This window comes from Proteus columbae (assembly GCF_002777965.1).
GTDB classification, from domain to species: domain Bacteria; phylum Pseudomonadota; class Gammaproteobacteria; order Enterobacterales; family Enterobacteriaceae; genus Proteus; species Proteus columbae.
The window spans coordinates 142,495-164,158 of sequence record NZ_NGVR01000020.1 but is presented as its reverse complement, the minus strand read 5'-3'; the positions used below and the strand labels follow the sequence as shown (position 1 = coordinate 164,158).

The following is a 21,664-nucleotide window of genomic DNA, read 5'->3' as shown; positions in this document are numbered from 1 at the left end:
TTTATCTGTTTAAGCCAGTTTTATTGTTGTGGTGATTTATCACTTTTAATGTCGAGGATTTTGTCTGTTCGTTCTTTTTCCTCAGATTTTTGCAATATCCGTTCTAATAAAACCGTATAAATAGGGCGACCACCTAATAGTTGTGCCAACATTGTTGCACCTAAACAAGTAATGATCATCGGCAGAATAAGTTGATAATTATCGGTCATTTCTAATACGAGGACGATCCCCGTTAGAGGTGCTCTTACCGTTGCTGCAAATAAAGCTCCCATTCCTGCAATAGCAAATGTGCCAATTTGAATTTGATAGTCAGGGAAAAGTAAGGTTGCAGTTAATCCGAATGCACTACCAAATAGAGTACCAAGAGCCAGAGTAGGGGCGAATATACCGCCAGGAGCACCAGAGGCAAAACTGATAATGGATGTGATCGTTCGTAAAATAAAGAAAAGTAATAGTGCAATCAGGGAATATTGTCCGGTACTAAGTGCCGGAATAATACTAAACCCACCGCCAGTTATTTCAGGAATAATTAATGCTAATAAGCCACAAAGCCCACCGATAATGCCACCGGTTAAAACAAAGCGTGATGTTTTATCTTGATAGAAATGCTGAAATTGGGTTTGGACATAGAAAAGTAATTTACTGAATATAACGCCAATAATACCAAATAACATACCCAAAACTAAATACAACCAGAGTGTATTTAGTGGTGCGGACGAAAATTTACCGATATGAATAACACTGCCTTCACCATTAAATAGACGAAAAACAATGCAAGACATAATAACGCCAATAAAGATCGCTTTAATTGAAATAAGATTGTATTTAAATTGAGGCCGCATCTCTTCAATAATAAATAAAATGCCAGCCAGAGGTGCATTAAAAGCAGCGGTTAATCCTGCTGCTGCTCCTGTAGCTAACAGAGTATGGCGTGACTCTTTATCTTTTACTCGAGAAATATCGTTTATGAGCTGACCGATATTGGCGCCCAATTGAACCGTTGGGCCTTCTCGCCCTAATACCATACCAGAACCTAAAGTTCCAATACTGGCAATAAATTTTACAGGTAATACTCGCCACCAACGAACAGGGCGAATATCTATCATGGCACCTTCAATTTCAGGTATTCCTGATCCCCCCGATTCGGGTGAAAATTTCTTGACTAAATAATATCCCAGCATTGCCAGAATAGAGGAAAAAAGTAATGTGCAGATTGCTAGAATATAAGGATTAGTAAAGGTTTTAATAAATTCTTCTTGTCGAAAATGAATTACCCAACTAACGCTTTTTTCAAATAAAACACCGACTAATCCAGCTAGAGAGCCGACCACAGCGGATAATAGCAGGATTTTTAGTGGTGCAAGGTTGGTTTCTTGCGCTTTTCTGAACAGATTAAAACGTCGTTCATTTTTGGTGTTTTGTACTGATTTATGATTATGCATAACTTTGATTGAAGTATTGTAACGATGAACTTAATGATAGCGTAATTTAATAATGAAGTGATATTTCTCACATAACTAAGTCAATTTTAGAATTAGTCGTTTTTTTTTCTAGCATATTTTCACTTTTTCATCTTTAGTGTAATTGATAACAAAAAATACATATTTAGATAACATTTGGACTGAAAAGGGTAAATTATGGATTTCATCACAAATATATTAAGCGCTATAAATGGCGTGGTATGGGGAGTGCCGATGCTTGTCGGTATTCTCGGTATCGGCCTTTTTATGCAGTTTCGACTTGGTTTTTTACCTATTAGGAAATTAGGTACAGGATTTAAGCTTTTATTTGAAAAAAATGATAAAAGAGGTGAAGGGCAAATATCACCATTTAATGCGTTGATGACCGCACTATCTGCCACTATTGGAACGGGTAATATTGCTGGTGTTGCAACAGCTGTTGTCTTAGGTGGTCCCGGTGCATTGTTCTGGATGTGGATGACCGCATTAGTGGGAATGGCAACCAAATATTCAGAAGCTGTGCTTGCTGTACGTTTCCGTGAAGTTGATAAATATGGAAACTATGTCGGTGGGCCAATGTATTACATCAAAAATGGCTTAGGCAAAAATTGGGTTTGGCTAGGTACTGTTTTTGCTGTCTTTGGTAGTTTTGCGGGTTTTGGTATTGGTAATACAGTACAAGCAAACTCTGTGGCTGATGTACTGGAAAGTAACTTTGGTATTTCGACTACAATCACCGCTATTGTGCTTGTTATTTTAGTCGGTGCAGTACTTATTGGGGGCATTAAGCGTATTGCTGATGTTGCTGGTAAATTAGTTCCTATTATGACCGTTGGCTATTTTGGTGCAGGTATTGTTGTTTTAGCACTGAATGTGACTGCTATCCCAGATGCTATTGTCCTTATTGTTAAATCTGCATTTACACCAGTTGCTGCTCAAGGTGGTTTTGCCGGTGCTGCTGTTTGGGCCGCGATCCGTTTTGGTGTTGCGCGTGGTGTTTTCTCAAATGAAGCGGGATTGGGTAGTGCGCCTATTGCCCATGCGACGGCAAAAACACAAAACCCTGTTCGCCAAGGTTTGATTGCGATGTTGGGGACTTTTATTGATACCATCATTGTCTGCTCTGTTACAGGATTAACTATTGTTATCACAGGACAATGGTTAACAGGGCAAAGCGGCGCAACATTGACCGCTGCATCATTCTCTATCGCTATTCCGGGTGGTAACTATATTGTGGCAATTGCATTAGCTATTTTTGCATTTACCACGATTTTAGGCTGGAGTTTTTACGGTGAAAAATGTGTGCAATACCTGTTTGGACCTAAAGCTATTATGCCATTTCGTATTGCTTGGCTGATTGCGTTACCGGTTGGGGCAACACAATCATTAGAGTTTGTATGGTTACTGGCCGATACACTCAATGCAATGATGGCGATCCCTAACTTAATCGCATTAGCTTTATTGAGCCCTGTTGTTTATCGCTTAACAAGAGATCATATAAAAGATGTTAACGCTGATAATATTGAATTAGATAAAGAAACTCACTCAGTGAGCAAAAAAGAAGCCGAAGCAGAGTAACTCGTTCTTACTTATTGGCTAACAACACAACATAAAACCGCATGCTTTATAGTGATAAAGATGCGGTTTTTTTATGATAATAAAAAGCCTTCTGGGGAGAAGGCGAAGAGATGAGTATAGATATTATATTTATAAGAATTTAGAAAAGAGAGAAAATCTTATTCTTTCATACTGATGAAGATATTTTTCACTTGGCTATAAGCATCCAACATCATTTTATGTGTTTCACGTCCTAAACCTGATTTCTTGTAACCCCCAAATGGTGCATGAGCTGGGAGTTCGTGATAAGTGTTAACCCACATACGACCGGTTCTTACTGCTTTTGCAACACGTAAAGCCCGGTTGATATCTTGAGTCCAAACACCACCACCTAATCCATATTCAGAGTCGTTTGCCATGTCGATAACTTCATCTTCATTATCAAATGGGATAACACACAATACAGGTCCAAAAATTTCTTCACGAGCAACACGCATTTGGTTTGTGGCATTGATAATGATAGTAGGGCGAACAAAGAAACCATCATCATAACCTTCACCAGTGATACGTTCACCACCAGTTAATACTGTCGCACCTTCTTTTTTAGCGAGTTCAACATAGCCTAAGATGGTATCCATTTGATCTTGACTAACTTGTGTACCCATTTGTGTATTCGGATCAAGTGGATCACCGACACGAATACTCTCAAATTCAGTTTTTAATGCTTTCAAAAATTCATCATGAATATCTTTATGTAAGAACAAACGTGAACCTGATTCACAAGCTTGTCCTTGGTTCATCAAGATTGCTAATGCTGAATATTTGACTGCTTTTTTCATGTTTGCATCAGGGAACACAATATTGGCTGATTTACCGCCTAATTCCAATGTTGCTGGAACCATTTTCTTCGCTGCTGCTTCTGCTACGGTATAACCCACATTGGTAGAACCTGTAAACGCCAGTTTATCAATATCTTCGTGCTCTAAAATAGCTTGTCCTACAACAGATCCGCGCCCCGTAACAATATTAATCACACCAGCTGGTAATATTTCATTTAAAATACGACCTAATTCTAATAATGAAAGAGAAGTCAATGTAGCTGGATTAATAACCACGGTATCACCTGCTGCAATCGCTGGTGCCAATTTCCATGCTGCCATTAATAATGGGAAGTTCCATGGAATAATTTGGCCCACAACACCAATAGGTTCGCGAATAACAAGGCTAATGGTATTTTCGTCTAGGACGGCACTTTCATCGGTATGAGAGCGTATCACGCCTGCAAAATATCGAAAATGGTCAATAGAGGCAGGTAAATCTATGTTTTTCGACTCATTGAGTGGTTTACCGTTATCAAGCGACTCAATCCAAGCAAAGCGTTCTTGTTCTTGCTCTAAGCGATCTGCTATTTTTAATAAGAGGGCTTGACGCTCAGCAGGTGACGTTTTACTCCATGTTTTGAATGCCTTACGTGCAGCGCTCACTGCGCGTTCAACATCTTCAGCACTACCAGATTGGTATTCACTTAATAATTCACCAGTAGCTGGGCTATAGGTTTTGGTTGTTTTTTGTGATGTGCTAGATACCCATTCTCCTCCAATTAACATTTTGTAGCTTTCTAGAGGGCGAAATTCTGATGGAACATTATTTAATTTAATCATTTTTAATCTCCAATGTAGGGGTGAGTATCTTTCAAATGTGTAGTTTCATTTCGTAATACTCATGCTAATAACATATATCAATTGGAATAATTTGATTAGCTATTGATGCAATAGGTGATATTAACTATAAAAAATAATAATGAATATTACTGACTTAACAGAAATGGATAAACTTAATCGATTCATCTCTCAGTCTTTATATGATTAAACAAAAAATAACCATCATTAATTCTTAAATATTCCTTCTCATTTACATGCTTGCGGTGTTATTCAATTCATCTTTTTTTAAAAAAAAATATTTTTGGCTTAAGCCAAATCAAAGGATAAAAAAAGGAATATTAAAAGGTTTGCTAGAAATTGCGTTAGATCAAACAACATTTAAATTGTTCAATATTGCACTTTCGCTCTTATAAAAATGGCGTATTCTTATGTTGCATATAGAATGCAACTTATAAAAATAAAGCGTTATCTTTTATTAGAAGGAATACGATATGTATTGTGTGCAATGTGAACAAACAATGAAAACGCCTGTAGGTAATGGTTGTGCCTATGCGCAAGGTATGTGTGGTAAAACAGCAGAAACTTCAGATCTTCAAGATTTACTTGTTGCGGTATTAGAAGGGCTTTCCGCGTGGGCTTTAGCAGCGCGTAGCGTTGGTATTATTGATCATGATGTAGATAGCTTTGCTCCTCGTGCTTTTTTCTCTACGTTAACTAACGTCAACTTTGATTCTGATCGCATTGTCGGTTATGCGAAAGAAGCTATCTATTTCCGCGAAAGTTTGAAATCTCGTACTTTAGCGAAAAATGCAGCAATTCAAGTCACTAATCCAAGAGCTGAAATCCAATTAGCGGGTAACGATTTAGACAGCTTACAAAAACAAGCTCAGCTTTTTGCTTTAAATGCAGATAAAGCGCAAATCGGCGATGATCTTCATGGATTACGTATGCTGTGCCTGTATGGCTTAAAAGGAGCGGCTGCTTATATGGAGCACGCGCATGTTTTAGGTCAGTATGACAATGAAATTTATGCAGAATATCACCGTTATATGGCGTGGTTAGGTACTGATCCTTCTGATATGAATGAGTTGTTAGAAAATGCGATGGGCATTGGTCAAATGAACTTTCGCATTATGGCTATTCTTGATAAAGGAGAAACTCAGGCTTACGGTAACCCAACACCGGTTACTGTTAACGTGCGCCCTGTTGCAGGTAAAGCGATTTTAATTTCAGGTCATGACCTGAAAGATCTGCAAATGTTACTTGAGCAAACTGAAGGTAAAGGGATCAACATTTATACTCATGGTGAAATGTTACCTGCTCATGGTTATCCAGAACTTAAAAAATATAAACATTTAGTGGGTAACTACGGAAGTGGTTGGCAGAATCAGCAAATTGAGTTTGCAAAATTCCCGGGGCCTGTATTAATGACTTCAAACTGTATTATCGATCCTAATGTCGGTAATTACGGTGACCGTATTTGGACTCGCAGTATTGTAGGTTGGCCGGGTGTAAAACATATTACGGGTGATGACTTCTCTGAAATGATTGAACAAGCACAATCACTAGAAGGTTTCCCATACAATGAAATTGAGCATTTAATTACAGTTGGTTTCGGTCGTGAAACACTATTAAATGCCGCGGATACTGTGATTGATTTAGTTTCACAGAAAAAATTACGTCATGTTTTCTTAGTGGGTGGTTGTGATGGTAGCCGTGGTGAACGTAGTTACTACACCGATCTTGCAAGAGAAATTCCACAAGATTGTTTAATTATGACCTTAGCGTGTGGTAAATACCGTTTCAACAAACTGGATTTCGGTACTTTAGAAGGCTTACCACGCTTACTTGATGTGGGTCAGTGTAACGATGCTTACTCAGCGATTATGCTAGCAGTTAACCTTGCTGAAAAATTAGGTTGTGGCGTGAACGACTTACCACTGTCTTTAATTCTCTCTTGGTTCGAGCAAAAAGCGATTGTTATCTTATTGACTCTGCTTTCATTAGGCGTGAAAAACATTTATACCGGCCCAACAGCACCTGCGTTCTTAACTGACAATCTGCTGGCGGTACTAAATGAGAAATTTGGTATGCGCTCTATTACTACACCAGAACAAGATCTTAAAGATATTCTTTCTGCTTAATGTTTTAAATTCATTATCATTACCGAAGCCTGCGGGCTTCGGTGAGGGATCAATATCCATGACGATGCCTACTTCTCTTTGTCCTAATCGTATGCAAGTTCACTCTATTAATCAGGAAACACCTGAAGTGTGGACGCTAAATTTAATTAATCATGACTTTTATTCTTATAAACCGGGTCAATTTGCACTGGTGAGTATCAATAATAGTGATGAAATAATGCGTGCTTATACCATTTCATCTTCTCCGGGATTAAGTCCATTTATCACTTTAACCGTTCGCCGTTTAGAAAATGGTGTGGGTTCAGGTTGGTTAACATCACAAGTAAAACCTGGTGATTATCTTTGGTTATCTGATGCTCAGGGTGAATTTACTTGTGCGGGTAAAGAAGGTGCGCGCTATTTAATGTTGGCAGCAGGTTGTGGTGTGACACCTGTTATGTCGATGACACGTTGGTTGTTAAATAATCAACCTAAAGCAGACATCACGGTTATTTTTAATATTCGTGAGCAAAGCCAGTTTATTTTTGAGAAAGAATGGATCGAATTAGCAAATGCATATCCATATAATCTTAATTTTATCATGATGCCTAAATTACCTGATAATAAAGGGTTATTTAGTGGTCGAATTTCTCAAGAAAAATTAGCTGCATTAGTACCTGATATTGCGAGTCGTATAGTCATGTGCTGTGGTCCAAATAGTTATATGGAAGACACAGGACGTTTTGCAAGAAATCTTGGTGTACCTGCTGAGAATATCTTTATGGAACGTTTTGGTGATGAGCCTGTTTGTGTTGATGAAAACGAACAATTAACCATGACTATTCGCCATCCATTATCACAAATTAAAGTTCCTGTTGGCGTGACTTTATTATCAGCCATGGAAGAAAATAAAGTTCCTGTTTTTGCGGCTTGCCGAGCAGGCGTTTGTGGTAGTTGTAAAACTCGCATTGCGAGTGGTGATTATGATGTCAGTAGTACCAGTACATTAACGGCTGAAGAGATAGCTCAAGGTTATGTCTTAGCATGTAGCTGTCGTTTAAAAGGAGATGTTGAGCTCGCTTAACTTCTTTCTATTAAGTATTTCCTTCTATTTTCCTGTTTTTTTACCCTGTTAATTTATTAACAGGGTTTTTTATGTCTATTCTTCCCATTAAAAAACCGAATAATCTGGAAAATGCTTCCCTTTATTTTAAATTAAAGAAGGTTTTTATTTATTCAGAATAATAAAAATATTGGAAATGATGATTAACTAAAAATATATTTTAGTTAGTGGGGAGTTTCCTTATAAACATTCTGCTATTATTTAAACTATTGACTGGGTAAGGGGGGATATATGAAAAAATTGTTAGTTATTTGTTTATTTAGTGTCATGTTATCTGGCTGTGAAAAACCTCAACAAACCCTTGATGGCTCTAATGTAGAGTCACTACGTATCTCAATTGTTGAAATGCGCAACTCACTTCCCCTTGATGAACAATCACGTTTTGATGAAGCAATAGAATTAGCGATCCTTAATGATATTAATTTTAATGATTTAGTTATCGCGGGTCGTCATAAAAATGCGGATATTATCACTCGTAAAATGTGCCAATCATTAGATGGCAAAACGGTAAAAGAGATATTTTTGCAAGCAGAAGAAATAAGAGTGCAAAAATTAGCATTCAAATAATCAATTAATAAACAGATTATCTTTTACTATACGATTTTAGCTTTCGTAGGAAAACTTCATTTCTTTTTTATATATTGGTTTCGAATGCAATTACAATTTTTAATTGTGTGATGAATATTGAGAGCTATTTTTCAATAGAACTTAAACAAAATCGTTATCGTGCTTTTCATTATATTGTGAGTGGTTATAATGCGCGCCGCATTCGCAAGAAAAGTGCAGTATCTCGTTAGGCGAGGCTCCTATACAAACACAGGTTACTGATCTGACGACGTCGAGAGACGCCCAAGATTAGGACAGGATATATCGACCGAAGGTATATCCCCATGTAACTTCCAGTATTCATTGGATACGTTGTATAGTGCTAAAACCGAGACGTGTAGATAGCTTTTGCATTCTCGCTTCTGGTTTCGCCCCTATGGAGAACTGATTTGCTAAACACAAACAGTAATAGGGAACCACAAAATGAAATTCAATACTCAAAATAAAATGGATGCTGTATTAGTTGCAGATGCATCCTTAAACACACCACAAAACAACTCAACTCAAGACCAATACAATCGTTTAAAAGATGATGCAACTGTTAGTGCTTATATGAGCCAGTCTTATATTGCAGTTTCTGTCGCTGATTCTGTTGAAAATGTGAAAGCTCAATTGGTTAATGATTTAAAAGATGAATTAATTCCAACCTATTTATATGTGGTGGATAAAGATAATTATCTGAATGGGATTTTGCCCGTTAAATCATTATTAACAGCCGCTAATGATCTGTTTGTGTCTGATGTGATGCGTCAAACCTTTTTCTCTGTTTCACCAGAACAGAACCGACATGATGTGTATCAACTGATTAGCCATAGCGGTTTAGACAGTGTACCGGTGATGCATTTTGGAAAATTAGTCGGTGTTTTACGTCCTCAAGATATTGCTGAATTAATTGAAGATGAAAATACACTTGATGCACAAATGCAGGGTGCAACTTCACCGTTAGAGCAGCCTTATTTAGAAACCAGCCCAGTAACATTATGGCGTAAACGTGTTGTGTGGTTGCTGATGCTGTTTGTAGCAGAAGCGTATACCAGTACTGTATTACATGCCTTTGAAGATAGACTAGAAGCAGCAATTTCATTAGCTTTCTTTATTCCATTGCTGATTGGTACAGGTGGAAATAGTGGTACACAGATCACCTCAACATTAGTACGTGCTATGGCATTAGGGGAAGTGAGCTTACGTAATGTTTGGTCTGTATTAAGAAAAGAGATAACCACATCGATAATGGTTGCACTGACTATGGGTATTGCTGGTTTTGTGCGTGCTTGGTTCTTAGGTGTAGGTATGGAAGTGATGATTGTTGTTGGCTTAACGCTTATTTCAATCACGGTTTGGAGTGCGATTGTTTCGTCTGTTATTCCAATGGTATTAAAGCGTTTAGGTATTGATCCTGCGGTTGTTTCAGCACCGTTTATCGCGACGTTAATTGATGGTACAGGTCTTATTATTTACTTTGAAATCGCATCTCATGTGATGAGCGAGTTTGCTTAAGACTATCCCATATATTCATTCTCAAGATAAAGCCGATGTGAATTAATTAACACATCGGCTTTATTTTTACCTGTATTTATTCATTCTTGATAAATTGCAAAATAGCCTGACAATGGCGGCAACGGTATTGTGTCTCTCCGCGTAATACTTTGTTATGACGACGAATGGTAAGCTGATGTTTTTCTTCACAATGACAAGCATAAGGAAAGGTTTTAGCTTTAACTGCGCTGACATCAAAATGATGAGTTCGTTTAGCTGAAACTTGCAATACTGTTTCCATCATCCATTTCCACTCTTTCCCATGAGGCGCTACACGACCAAAATGGCGATTAACTAATAAATGCGCTAATTCATGAGGAATAACTTCTTCAATAAAATTCTGTTTATTTTCAATCAATAATGTAGGATTAATACGGATTTCCCAATTTGCATAATAGGCACTGCCTGCAATAGTTCCTCTCTGATTATAATGTAGAGTAGGTTCTGGGTAATTTGTATTAAGATAAAGATTAGCCTGCTGCAATTTTTCGCGCAGTGTTCGCATAACGCTTTGCACTAAGGCGATGGGGATTCTTACCGTTTTCATGTTACAGAGCATATAGCGCCTTATACAAACACGCAATAAAAAGAAAACTTGCACAATATATAAATTAACATATTATTAAAAAGTATATTGATTATGGAGTTTACCATGACACAACGAGTTCAACCTGATTTATTAGATGCAATGAAATTGGCGGCTAATGAAGCCTCTAGCATGCTTAAAACGCTAGGAAATGGCGATCGCCTCTTATTATTGTGTCAGCTAAGTCAGGGCGAAAAAAGTGTGAGTGAATTAGAAGAAAGTTTAGGTATTCGTCAACCGACACTTTCTCAACAACTAACCGTTTTGCGTAATGAAGGGTTAGTGAATACTCGTCGTGATGGAAAACGTATCTTTTATTCTATTGCTGATGAAAAAGTTCTCGTACTACTTAATACGCTTTATCAGCTTTATTGCCCTATAGCAGGTTAATTTATGAATATAGATTGGGTTCACTTTACGCCTTTAAGTGCGGCAATTGGTGGGCTTATGATAGGTGCTGCGGCCGCCATTTTACTGTTATTTAATGGCCGTATTGCAGGAATAAGCGGTATTTTGGGCGGTGTTTTATCAACAAAACAGCAAGGAAATGGCTGGCGTTGGGCATTTTTACTTGGCATGCTAATCGCACCTACACTGTTTTATTTTTTTGATAAACCCTTATCGCCAGTGATTGAGGCGTCACCTTGGATGTTAATTATTGCCGGAGTGCTGGTGGGAGCAGGCACGCGTTTAGGTAATGGTTGCACTAGTGGTCATGGTATTTGTGGATTAGCGCGATTATCACGCCGCTCAATGGTGGCAGTTTTGATCTTTATGGTGACTGCATTTGTTACTGTTTATATTCAGCGCCATGTGATAGGAGGCTAAGAAAATGACTAAGTTTGTTGCTTTTCTTTGTGGTCTTCTATTTAGTGCCGGATTGATTGTTGGTGGAATGAGCAATCCGCAAAAAATTCTAGGTTTTCTGGATATTGCCGGAAACTGGGATCCCTCTTTATTGATAATTATGGGGGCAGGACTGGTTGTCAGTGTGGTAGGTTACCAATTAACACGCCGTAGACAACTAAGTGTATTAGCATGTCCTTTAAATATCCCGACTAATAAAGTGATTGATAAACCATTAGTGCTAGGCAGTGTATTATTTGGTCTTGGCTGGGGATTAGCTGGAATTTGCCCTGGTCCGGGTTTGGTATTAGCAGGTGCAGGGTTTTATCAAGGAATTTTATTTGTTCTTGCTATGATTGTAGGCTGGTTGCTCGTTGGGCTTTTCCGTAAAGCGCAATAATGGCAATTTACTCTCACAATTTTAGTGAAAACGTTAAACGGGAAGCCTGTGCTTCCCGTTTGTGTATTTAATGCATTGAACGTTATTTAAAGTCAGCATAAGGAATAAGAGGATTTGGCGGTAAATCTAAATCACCATTCCAACCATCAAATGAATAACGTAGGTACATTAATGCATGGCTTGGGGTATAGTTTTTTGCTTGTTGAATATCAATAGCGGCACCAATAAACCAATGCGGTGTAATACGATGTTCAACCAATGCTCTCGCGGTATAGCCAAAACCATTGCTGGAGTCTCCTTCATCAATAGCATCACGCTCTTGATAATAAAGCCTCATCATCTCTTCTCGATCTTCAGGGCTAAGTTCATTCATATAGTGATTGAATTTATCGGGAGAAACGAGATTTTGTAAAGGATAGCGTTTTCTGTCATCTGTTTGAGAGTAAGACCAAGAAAGAGAGCCTGACAATTCCCATGACCAATTTTCAGTACGTTCACGATAATTAATCGGGATCCCTAAAGAGACATATTTTTGAGGGCTATAATAACCACCTTGACCTAAAGTGTATCCGCTTAAGTCTTTATCATAATGCCAAAGCATAGTACTTAACCCAACAGAAACGCGGCGGTTATTCTCATTGATAAGTTTATAATAATAGCCTCCCATACCTCGAATACTGCTATTATCTTCAACATTTTTACCTGTGAGTTTATCAACGGAAACCTCGCCCCAATAACCGTCTTTTCCGCCTAAGTCATAACTTCCGCTTAAACGAATACCTGTTCTTCTAACACCACCCCATATTTGGTTAGTCCAAATATCGCGTTGGCCACCAAAAGCAAGCATAGAACTATTCACAGGGCGACGGTGAACATCAAGTGTCCAACCCACATTAAAAAGATCATGACTATAGGCGATTTTACCGACCCAATCAGTCACTTCAAAACCTAACGGTGTGGTACCAAGATCCCATTGCCATTGACCATTTTCCCAGCCAATTGCAGGGCTAACACCAAAGGATTTTTGTTCTAGCGGGAAACAACCAGTACGGTAACAAGTCCCAAATTTAGGATCATAAGGCGATGTACCCAGTTTGCCACTATTAAGATTAACTAAGTCTGCACGCCAGAAGAAACGACCATCATAAACAGGGTGATCGAGTTGTAACATTGTGGTGTGGGCGCGTAGTTTTGAATAACCTTCGCTACCACTAGATCCCCAATAATCATGTTCAAGCGTAAATCGCCACTCTTGTTGACGATAAAGCGCTTCAGCATCTGCGCGTAAACTTCGAGATAGCCAATTATCTTTTTCGTCATTACGCATTAATGTGGTGTACTCAATATTATCTTTTGGCAGCCTATCTGTTATTCCATCCTTGATCATAGCCTGTTGATAATAATAGTGAGCTTGCTGACGATGTTGCTCATCACGCTGAAAACGAGCAATATCGCGCAATATTAAAGGGTCAGCACTGTCTGGCTCTTTTTCAATTTGTTGTGCTAAGTAAGCAAAATAGTGTTGTGCTTTTTCTGTATTACCTACCTCTTTTTCTGCATTGGCGACACGTCTAATGGAGTTGCTATTAAACTGGCTGGGTGAAAGTGTTTCTATTTTTGCAAGATAGTATTTTGCCTGTGCTTCTTGTCCTTGTGTTAAGGCAATATCTATTGCACCTAATAATGCCGTTTCATTGTTAGCTTCTAGATTTAGAGCGGTATGATAATAACTGAGGGCTTGTTCAAGGTTATTTCGCTCTTGCGCCCAGTTTGCTAATAGCAAATAAGTCTGAATTTTTTGCTCTGGCGGAATATGAGCAAAAAGATAATCAACAGCTTGTTGTTCTTGTCCTTTTGCTCGTAAAGACTCTACATGAGCTAATATTTCACCAAAACGTAACCGGTTATCTAACGCTTTCATACTCTCACTGCGTTGAGATAAGGAGATCGTTTTTAGCGTATCAAGTGCTTGAGTTTCTCGTCCTGTTTTATTGAGATATAGCGCGTAGGCGTAAAGACGAGATGCATCATTAGGGAGACGGCGATTAAGCTTATCAAAATACTCTTCAGCCACAGAGCCTTGCTGGGTGATCAATAAATCATCAGTAAGGCGATAAATATTCCAAACATCATTAGGATAATCTTTAGCAATTGCCTTGCGTTTTTCAATCGCACTAAGATATTGCTCGTTATGCTCATCATCCGCGGCTAAATCTTGTCTTATACCTAAAATAATGTACCCGTAATCCTCTGCCAAATTTTTATATTGTCTTGGCGTTAAACCATTAATAAATTGTTGTGCTTTATCATGTGACTGTTGGCGATAAAGTTTTGCGAGGCTATGTAAAGTCGCAGCGTGATTGGGTTGGTATTTTAAGGCTTGCAAATAATGGCTTTCAGCAAGATCTAATTGGCGTTGTGCAACCGCAATGTTACCTAAACCAATATAAGGCTCGCTTTCATAAGGGCTTAACTTATTGAGTTGGTTAAAATAACGTTCAGCTAATTCATAATCTTGTTTTAATAGCGCTTCATCACCTTTTGAAAGGAGATGCCAATATTGGTTAGCTTGCAACATAGCTCGCCATTGATCACTATTATCATGATTGGGTGATAATTTTAGCGCTTGTGACAGATAAAAAATAGCTGCGCCTCGTTGATTTGCACGAGAATAACGTATACCCAAAGTACCTACAACATCAGCATTATCAGGTTGTTGGCGTGCTTTTTGTTTTAAAGTTGCAATAGGCAATGAGGCAACATCTGTTTTAGGTTTTACAGTAGAAGCGGTATTGGTTGTGCTTGTTACAACTGCTGATTTTATTGTGGATTGTTGCTGATAGACGCTCGCTATTTTCGCATTCTGAGGATATTGGCGATAAATATGAGCGAGTCTATCTATCTTATCATCGTGAGAAGATTGCATAAGCACTTGGATATATTCTAGCGCTAACGTCTCATCTGGAGGCATTCCACGATAAATTTCATCGTATAAATCTAATGCATCATCATAGCGACCAGCTGTACGGTAAAGCTGGGCTCGCTGTAATTTTTGCCGATTAACATCCGTTGTCAGTGATAAGGTTTTTATTGCACGCTGATATTGCTCTGATTGTGGAAATTGAGTACCTAATTGGGTAAATAACAGTTGTGCTTTTGCATTGTCCTTTTGTTTTACAGCAAACTGAATTTGCATTAACAGGATATTAGGATCATTAGGTTTAATTAACGCTAAACGATGCAACGACTGAGCCACTAAAGCCTCATTTCCTGTGGATGTTCCTAATCTCACTTGCTCTTGTAAAAAGGCTTCCGTTGTCTCTTCACTGGCTTGCGTGACAGGCAAAAAGCCTGTCAGCAAAAAGAGAGCAATAACAGAGTGGCGATGTGTGTGACCAAATTGCCACATAGCTTAGTCCTTAGTCGCTAAACGACGTTGGCTTCTTATTTTCATTGCTCGCCAAATAAGAAGAGAGACAAGAATAATGCCGACAATTGCCGCTAAACCAAGCCATATAGGGTGAGAAGCAAACATATACCAAACTTCTTCCCACCAAGGTAAATAACCGACGAAATAAGTATCACCCACACGCAAGCTATTTACGCCAGACTCTCTGACCAATACCACTGAACCATGCATGGCATCACGCTTACCGCTGTCACTAATCGCCTCATTTAACAACTTGTAACCTTGCGTACTATCAGCTAATAATGCGACAACGCTACGCTGTGAAAAGAAAGGAGATTGGAAACCAATAATCGCCCCCATCGATCCTTTAGAGGTCAGAGAGATCCGGCTATCAGGACGTTTATCAGTTGGTTGATAACTTGTGTGGCTAAAGATACTGATTTCACGAGAAGGCAGAGTGATTTCACTACGTGCTTTATCAATCAGTACGTTCATCTGTTTATCATTATTTAATGCAGGTGGAATTGTTCCGATAAGTAGTAGATCAGCATCCCTTTTTTGTACTTCATCCAATGAATCAGTTAGTGAAACATTTAGCGCAGGATAACCTGTTTGAGCACCTATATTCCCCATTGAAATTAATAGGGTAGATAATTGTGTTGGTGACGGTTGCTGATTAACAAAAATCAAGGTTTCTGACAGATCCGCATAACGGCTAAATGGGAAACCTGCATGGCTGTAAACCCGTAAGTCAGGCAGTGCAATATAGTGTCGATAATCACCTGTAAAATTAAAACTAGATAAATCATCAATGGCGACCGTATTTGGAACAGGTTGATAAGTAATACATTGATCAACTGTTCCTCCCAGAATTGGGTTAGTGTAATCAAAGGCAAATGTAATTTGGTTGCGCTCACCCAGTTTTACTGCGGGAATATTCAATAAATTCTTATGCTCAATCCAGCCTTGAATAAGCGGTAAATAAGCGATAACAAGATTATCTTTTTTATCTTTCTCAAGAGGATAAGCTTTAATAAAATGGTCGTTTACTGAGATAGACATACGAGAATCATCTTGAAATGCAGGAGCGGTATAGCGATAACGCAATTGCATTTGTAATCCCGTATTATTAAACATAAATAGATCAGGCGGTAACGTCATATTTAATGTAATAGGATTCGGTTTTAATCCGCGAGATTGCAACTGGCCTTCATAGTCTTGTAGCGTATTAAAGTAGATAGGTTTATTTAACTGTACCCATTTTGGTGCATCATAAGGTTCACGCGGGATCAATTTTTCTACTTCATTAATTGTGACAATATTCCCTCTAAAGATAACTTGTCCACGAGCTATTCCGTTTACGGCAGTGCTCAAATCGTTATCATCACGTCCCATAATAAGAAGTAACTTAATATAAGGATTGGTTGGATGCGTCAGCATTTCGATAGTTGGCTCTTTTACATCGGGATGCTGTTTTAAAAATGCGGGTTTTTGTTTGTTGGTTGCAAAAACAATACTGTGTTGATTTGGCAAAGTATCATAATAAACAGGATAGTTTTGTTTACGCCAATCAACTTGAGTACCAAACCAAGAAGAGAGGATAGCTGCCGCTTTTTGTTGAACTAAATTAGGCGACTGGCTGAAAACCATTGGCAGTGTTAATGCTCCAAAATCACGGCTATCAAAAAATGGCTCTGGGAAGTGCGCTAATTCATTACCTAAACGGAGTGATTGAAAGGTCAGATTTAGTTGACTGCTTTTACTCACATCAAGCCAGAGTGTTGTATTTGCTTGGTTTTCACAAATTTCACGATAATGACCAATAAAAGAGAGTTTTATATGGTTAAAATCTTGAATAAATAAAGGATCAATCGGTATCGTAATTTGGTTTTTCTTACCTAAATCTTCCTGTTTTAAGGTAATAACTCCCATTAATTCATCATTTAAATAGACATTAAGATGAGATTCTACAGGAAGTAGTGACGGCGACGGTGTAAATTCTAAATCGAGAGTGGCTTTTGAAACATATTCATCACTACGTACACCAAATTCTAAATAGCCATCAGGGCTAACACCGGTCAAATGGAGCGCGCCATAACTAGGTGCTGTCTCTGCAAATTTTAATATCTTCTGACGAGCAGAAGGTGTGATATCCGTAGAAGGCAATTGTGTATTTCTAGGCTCTACTTGAGAAATAACTTCAGGAGCCGCTTCAGCTATTGTAACGGGTGGTTCTGAAATATTGGCTTGCGCTTCTTGTGTTTCATCTCCATAAACTGAAGAAGTGAGCATAAATAAGGCAAATATGAGAAAACGTTTTTTCATTATTGTTACCCATGATCTTATTGTTTATTAATAAATTCCCAGAAAACTGAGTTTTTCCTTCAAGACTGATGAAATATTTGTGAAACATTAACGCGTTGAGGGAGTAACGATGAAAGCCACAACAAAAATAGGCCGAGTAAGCGAAAAGTGGCGTAAATAAAGTAAGGAGCACGCTTTAACAAGGTGTTATAACCTTGCATGCTGATAAAAATAATGTTTTTGAGACTACTTAAAGGTCTGTCGGCTGGGAGCTCATTTTGCCAATCGGCCCAAGTATCAGCTCGCTCAAAAGTACAAGCAGTAAATTCAATGGCTTTTTGTGTCGTCATTTCAAGGAGTTGTAATCCAATGATTTGCCCATCAATACGTGAAATATTGGCTTTAAAGGCATGTTCACGCTGATTTTGACTGAGTAATAGTGTGATGCTTTCATTTGGAGAAAGTGAAAGGGTGACATTGTCAGGCAATAAAATTGCACAGCTATTATCAGAAAAATCATAGAGATAACAGCGATAAAGAGAGCCATTGTTTAACAACAACATGGCAGGAACTTTAACGCGAACGCGAGGAAAACGGCGTTGTTGCTTTGTTTCGACAGAAACTGCAATCGCAACACCCAGTAAGATAAGGTTATAACAAACCCATAATAAACACATGACAACAGCCCATGCTTCATCGGGATCACCCGTTGCAATGCGCCAAAAAGCAAACAAAATGCCTAGCAAGTTTAGGTTGAGAAAGAGTAAGTAAGGGCGGTTAATTCGCCAATCGACAAAGCCTTCTTCCATCACGCCACCTTTGCCCGTCACGTTGAAAGTTCCTTTATGAGGAGAGAAAAGGGTGCTTAACACGGGACGAGTGGTGTACCACGCTAAAATTGTTTCATAAACTTCACCCCAAAATGAGTGGCGATAAGCACCTTGTAACTTCGCACTGGCGAGTGAAATATGGATCAAATACGGCATAACATAGAGAGCTATCGCAATCGCAGGTGCATAAATGATATAGGCATGGAAAATAAGAAACGTCAGGGGGGCGAGTAAGAAAATCATCCGTGGAATGCCAGAAAAAAAGTGCAACATGGCATTTAAGTAACAAAGACGTTGCGGCACGCTCAAACCTTTACCAAAGAGTGGATTATCAAGTCGGAATATTTGCACCATTCCTCTTGCCCACCGAATACGTTGACCTATATGTGCAGATAATGATTCTGTCGCTAAACCCGCGGCTTGTGGAATACGAATATAGGCAGATCTCCAGCCATGGCGGTGTAAGCGTAATGAGGTATGCGCATCTTCTGTAACAGTTTCAACGGCAATGCCACCAATCTCATCCAATGCAGTACGACGTAGAACTGCGCACGAGCCACAGAAAAACGCCGCATTCCAAGTGTCATTACCATCTTGAACCAACCCATAAAAGAGCGTGCCTTCATTGGGGGTTTCACGAAAATTACCCAAATTACGTTCAAAAGGATCGGGTGAGAAAAAATGGTGAGGTGTTTGTACCAAAGCCATTTTTTCATCTTTTAAAAACCATCCCATTGTAAATTGTAGAAATGAACGTGTTGGAATATGGTCACAGTCAAAGATAGCGACAAATTCACCAGAAGCGAGTGTTAAGGCATGATTGATATTACCTGCCTTAGCAAAATCATGTTTTTCTCGTGCGATATAACGAATACCCACTTCTTGAGCAAATGCTTTAAATTCAGGTCGGGAGCCATCATCAAGTAGATAAATCGTGAGCTTATCTTTAGGCCAATCTAAATTTAAGCTGGCATAGATTGTGGGTTTAACAACTTGCAGATCTTCGTTATAGGTAGGAATGAAAATATCAACACTTTGCCATTGTGTAATGTCTTCAGGCATAGAAACAGGTTTTCGATGCAGTGGCCAAATACATTGCATAAAACTAAGGAATAACACACTCCATGCGTAAGTTTCAGCCAGTAAAAGCAGTAAACCACAAAACAGGCTGAAATTATCAATCCAATAAAGGGTTGAATGATAACGCCACCAAATGTATCGACATGCAATTGTCAGTGCCAACATAACCATTGCGATTGAAGCGAAACGTCCTGGAATATCGCGGATAGCTAAGGCAACTAACCAGAGAACAATCACAAAAACAAACTGAAATGTAAGATCAAATGGTTGAGTGATACTGAGTAAAATAAAGAAAATGGCAAAGATAGCGATGACAGAATAGAGAGTATATTGCCAAAATGGCGTGGTTTTTTTCTTATGTTCAATAATTTCAATCGCGATAGGAGAGACATGAACAAAGAGTTTTTTGTATGTTTTTCGAATATAGGAAATAAATTGTGTGGGTTTTTTAATCAGTAAATGCGCTACATAATGGCAAGTTAGCCAAATGCTTTGTAACAAATAGCGTAGAGGATCGAAAACTTTAGGGCAACGGGGATCAATATGAGGATATAGTTCTCGTTGTTTTCTGGCAATTTTTCGCCAAAAAGGAGATTCCATCCGTAAAAAAAACCACATAATACCCATAAATAGCTCGCTAACAATTGCTGCGCTACGAGATGCACCGTTATGGCGATAAAGCTTGTAGTAACGAATAAGAATATGTTGTGTCACATTCTTTTCGATTTTATTCGTGGCATCGTAAGATGATGGCATTATGACTGTCCTTCTTTCCTCTTAAATAACGAAAAACACCATTGAGCAAGTTGCGATATTTCTTCTACTAACATGCAATTAGCTCGGTAATCATATAAAGGTAAACGTGAGGCACAGGCCTCTAGTGAGGCTTCATCTCGATGAAGAACAACAGGGCATAATGGAAATGGTGTCGTTTGCCAAAATTGATAAAAATCTTGGTGAATTTGGCTGGTGGCACGAAATTGGTTAATCAGTACATATTCATTTTCGATAAATGCGTGTTGGTTAAGGCGAATATGGCAGTTGCTTTCTGCCATTGCCAAGATGAAAAAAATATCTGCTTTTTCTATCCAAGGCGTGAAAAGGCTGTCTTGCGTATGCTGTAAATCCATTAAAATAATGACATCAGGATGTAGCTGAATAAATGTCGTTAAAAAATGGGTAAGATGTTGTTTTGCTGAAAATGACAATTGTAAGAGCAAATTATCCTTCATATTAACCAAACCAAAAGGTAACACTTGGTAGTGTGGTCGATAGTCAAAAATACACTCCTCTATTGGCGTTTCTGCTAATAATGCCTGACTTAATGTGGTACTTTTTTGCTGTGCTGGAAAATAAAAAGACAAAATATTTTCAGTGCAATTATCCATAATAAGCACTTCTTTATTTTGTTGATTAAATTGCCGAGCAAGTGCAATTGCCGTGGACGTTGTACCCACTCCACCTCGGAGCCCTTTTAATACAATAAGTGGCATAGTTAGCCTCATTTAGTCATGTAATGAAATGCATTAAGTAATGGCCAGCGATAAATAAGAACACTATTTCCTTCTTCTTTATTAATATCCTGATAGTGATAGTTATTTAATGAAAATAATTTTTTTAGTTTATCAATGTCCTTATTTAGATTATTTTTTTCTAATTTTATATTTGAGTTAATAAAACTTTCATTTTTCATTTTAATAACCTCTAGATAAAAGAAAAATAAATCTCTATCAAAAATAAAATTTTGATAAAAACAGTGGGTTAATTAATGATGCATTATTTTTAATTAAGATATCTATTTTAGAATATGCTTTAAAATAAACAATTTCAATTACGTAAAAACACATAAAATAGATATTTATTATCTTATTTTTATAAATGGTTGCTATTGATTTTCTTTTTTATATTTTTGGTTTTCAAATTGCGCTTGTTAAATAATAACTGAAAGAGTTTAGCTGAGAAATAAAACAATAAAAAGAAATGTAAATTAGCTGTTTATAACAATATATTAAATTGTTCAAATTCGATGATCGTTATTGTATTTTGATTAATGTCATTTTTCATAGAAAAATCATTAAATTATAGTCTTTTATTGATTGGTTATGTTTTTATGTTGAGGTGCTTGTTTTTTTATTGCTAACTA

16 protein-coding genes and 1 riboswitch are annotated in these 21,664 nt (G+C 38.0%); of the genes, 8 read left to right on the top strand and 8 right to left on the bottom strand.

The genetic code is table 11. The annotated features are described in order from the left end of the window. Window positions 1-20 precede the first annotated feature (20 nt). Complete coding sequence (gene clcA / locus CBE70_RS09455) at window positions 21-1,442, bottom strand: H(+)/Cl(-) exchange transporter ClcA (protein ID WP_100159148.1); 1,422 nt, start codon at window positions 1,440-1,442, stop codon at window positions 21-23. A 195-nt stretch (window positions 1,443-1,637) separates the two neighbouring features. Between clcA and CBE70_RS09450 the strand changes: the two genes are divergently transcribed. Next, a complete protein-coding gene (locus CBE70_RS09450) occupies window positions 1,638-3,038 on the top strand; it encodes an alanine/glycine:cation symporter family protein (RefSeq protein ID WP_100159147.1) in 1,401 nt (466 codons plus the stop codon). A 158-nt stretch (window positions 3,039-3,196) separates the two neighbouring features. On the opposite strand, the gene CBE70_RS09445 is transcribed toward CBE70_RS09450, so the two are convergent. Continuing rightward, a complete protein-coding gene (locus tag CBE70_RS09445; RefSeq protein WP_100159146.1) occupies window positions 3,197-4,678 on the bottom strand; it encodes an aldehyde dehydrogenase family protein in 1,482 nt (493 codons plus the stop codon). A 491-nt stretch (window positions 4,679-5,169) separates the two neighbouring features. Here CBE70_RS09445 and hcp point away from each other — a divergent pair, with 491 nt between their 5' ends. The 4 genes from hcp (at window position 5,170) to mgtE (ending at window position 10,027) form a co-directional block, all read left to right on the top strand. Continuing rightward, window positions 5,170-6,822, top strand: a complete 1,653-nt coding sequence (gene hcp / locus CBE70_RS09440; protein WP_100159145.1) for a hydroxylamine reductase — start codon at window positions 5,170-5,172, stop codon at window positions 6,820-6,822. Window positions 6,823-6,880: 58 nt separating this feature from the next. After that, complete coding sequence (hcr, locus tag CBE70_RS09435) at window positions 6,881-7,885, top strand: NADH oxidoreductase (RefSeq protein ID WP_100159144.1); 1,005 nt, start codon at window positions 6,881-6,883, stop codon at window positions 7,883-7,885. Between the two features lie 270 nt (window positions 7,886-8,155). After that, on the top strand, window positions 8,156-8,491 hold the full coding sequence (locus tag CBE70_RS09430; protein ID WP_088494896.1) for a DUF6694 family lipoprotein: 336 nt from the start codon (window positions 8,156-8,158) through the stop codon (window positions 8,489-8,491). A 215-nt stretch (window positions 8,492-8,706) separates the two neighbouring features. Further along, a riboswitch (M-box (ykoK) riboswitch) is annotated at window positions 8,707-8,878 on the top strand. 75 nt (window positions 8,879-8,953) lie between these two features. Then, window positions 8,954-10,027: a magnesium transporter gene (gene mgtE / locus CBE70_RS09425; protein ID WP_100159143.1), complete on the top strand. Its 1,074-nt coding sequence runs from the start codon at window positions 8,954-8,956 to the stop codon at window positions 10,025-10,027. Between the two features lie 76 nt (window positions 10,028-10,103). Here the strand turns inward: mgtE and CBE70_RS09420 are convergent, their stop codons facing one another. Continuing rightward, the gene (locus tag CBE70_RS09420; protein WP_157926000.1) at window positions 10,104-10,613 is read right to left on the bottom strand and encodes a SprT family zinc-dependent metalloprotease; all 510 of its coding nucleotides are present in this window, start codon (window positions 10,611-10,613) and stop codon (window positions 10,104-10,106) included. Between the two features lie 105 nt (window positions 10,614-10,718). Between CBE70_RS09420 and CBE70_RS09415 the strand changes: the two genes are divergently transcribed. The 3 genes from CBE70_RS09415 to CBE70_RS09405 are packed head-to-tail and all read left to right on the top strand — an operon-like array spanning window position 10,719 to window position 11,898. Further along, window positions 10,719-11,042 carry an ArsR/SmtB family transcription factor gene (locus CBE70_RS09415; protein WP_036912417.1) on the top strand — a complete coding sequence of 108 codons (324 nt, stop codon included), beginning with the start codon at window positions 10,719-10,721 and terminating at the stop codon, window positions 11,040-11,042. 3 nt (window positions 11,043-11,045) lie between these two features. Continuing rightward, a complete protein-coding gene (locus CBE70_RS09410; protein WP_100159141.1) occupies window positions 11,046-11,480 on the top strand; it encodes a YeeE/YedE family protein in 435 nt (144 codons plus the stop codon). Window positions 11,481-11,484: 4 nt separating this feature from the next. Continuing rightward, window positions 11,485-11,898, top strand: coding sequence for a DUF6691 family protein (locus tag CBE70_RS09405; protein WP_100159140.1), 414 nt, complete (start codon window positions 11,485-11,487; stop codon window positions 11,896-11,898). Between the two features lie 82 nt (window positions 11,899-11,980). Here the strand turns inward: CBE70_RS09405 and bcsC are convergent, their stop codons facing one another. From bcsC to bcsR, 5 genes are read right to left on the bottom strand one after another with little or no spacing between them, the layout of a single operon-like run. Next, window positions 11,981-15,307: a cellulose synthase complex outer membrane protein BcsC gene (gene bcsC, locus CBE70_RS09400; RefSeq protein WP_100159139.1), complete on the bottom strand. Its 3,327-nt coding sequence runs from the start codon at window positions 15,305-15,307 to the stop codon at window positions 11,981-11,983. 3 nt (window positions 15,308-15,310) lie between these two features. Next, on the bottom strand, window positions 15,311-17,632 hold the full coding sequence (gene bcsB / locus CBE70_RS09395) for a cellulose biosynthesis cyclic di-GMP-binding regulatory protein BcsB (RefSeq protein ID WP_100159138.1): 2,322 nt from the start codon (window positions 17,630-17,632) through the stop codon (window positions 15,311-15,313). A gap of 59 nt (window positions 17,633-17,691) precedes the next feature. Then, entirely contained in the window at window positions 17,692-20,277 is a 2,586-nt protein-coding gene (gene bcsA, locus CBE70_RS09390) for a UDP-forming cellulose synthase catalytic subunit (RefSeq protein ID WP_100159137.1), read from the bottom strand. Continuing rightward, window positions 20,277-21,014, bottom strand: a complete 738-nt coding sequence (locus CBE70_RS09385) for a cellulose synthase operon protein YhjQ/BcsQ (RefSeq protein WP_100159136.1) — start codon at window positions 21,012-21,014, stop codon at window positions 20,277-20,279. The genes bcsA and CBE70_RS09385 overlap by 1 nt, the downstream gene beginning before the upstream one ends. Window positions 21,015-21,022: 8 nt before the next feature. Then, window positions 21,023-21,214, bottom strand: a complete 192-nt coding sequence (gene bcsR, locus CBE70_RS09380; protein WP_100159135.1) for a cellulose biosynthesis protein BcsR — start codon at window positions 21,212-21,214, stop codon at window positions 21,023-21,025. Window positions 21,215-21,664 lie beyond the last annotated feature (450 nt).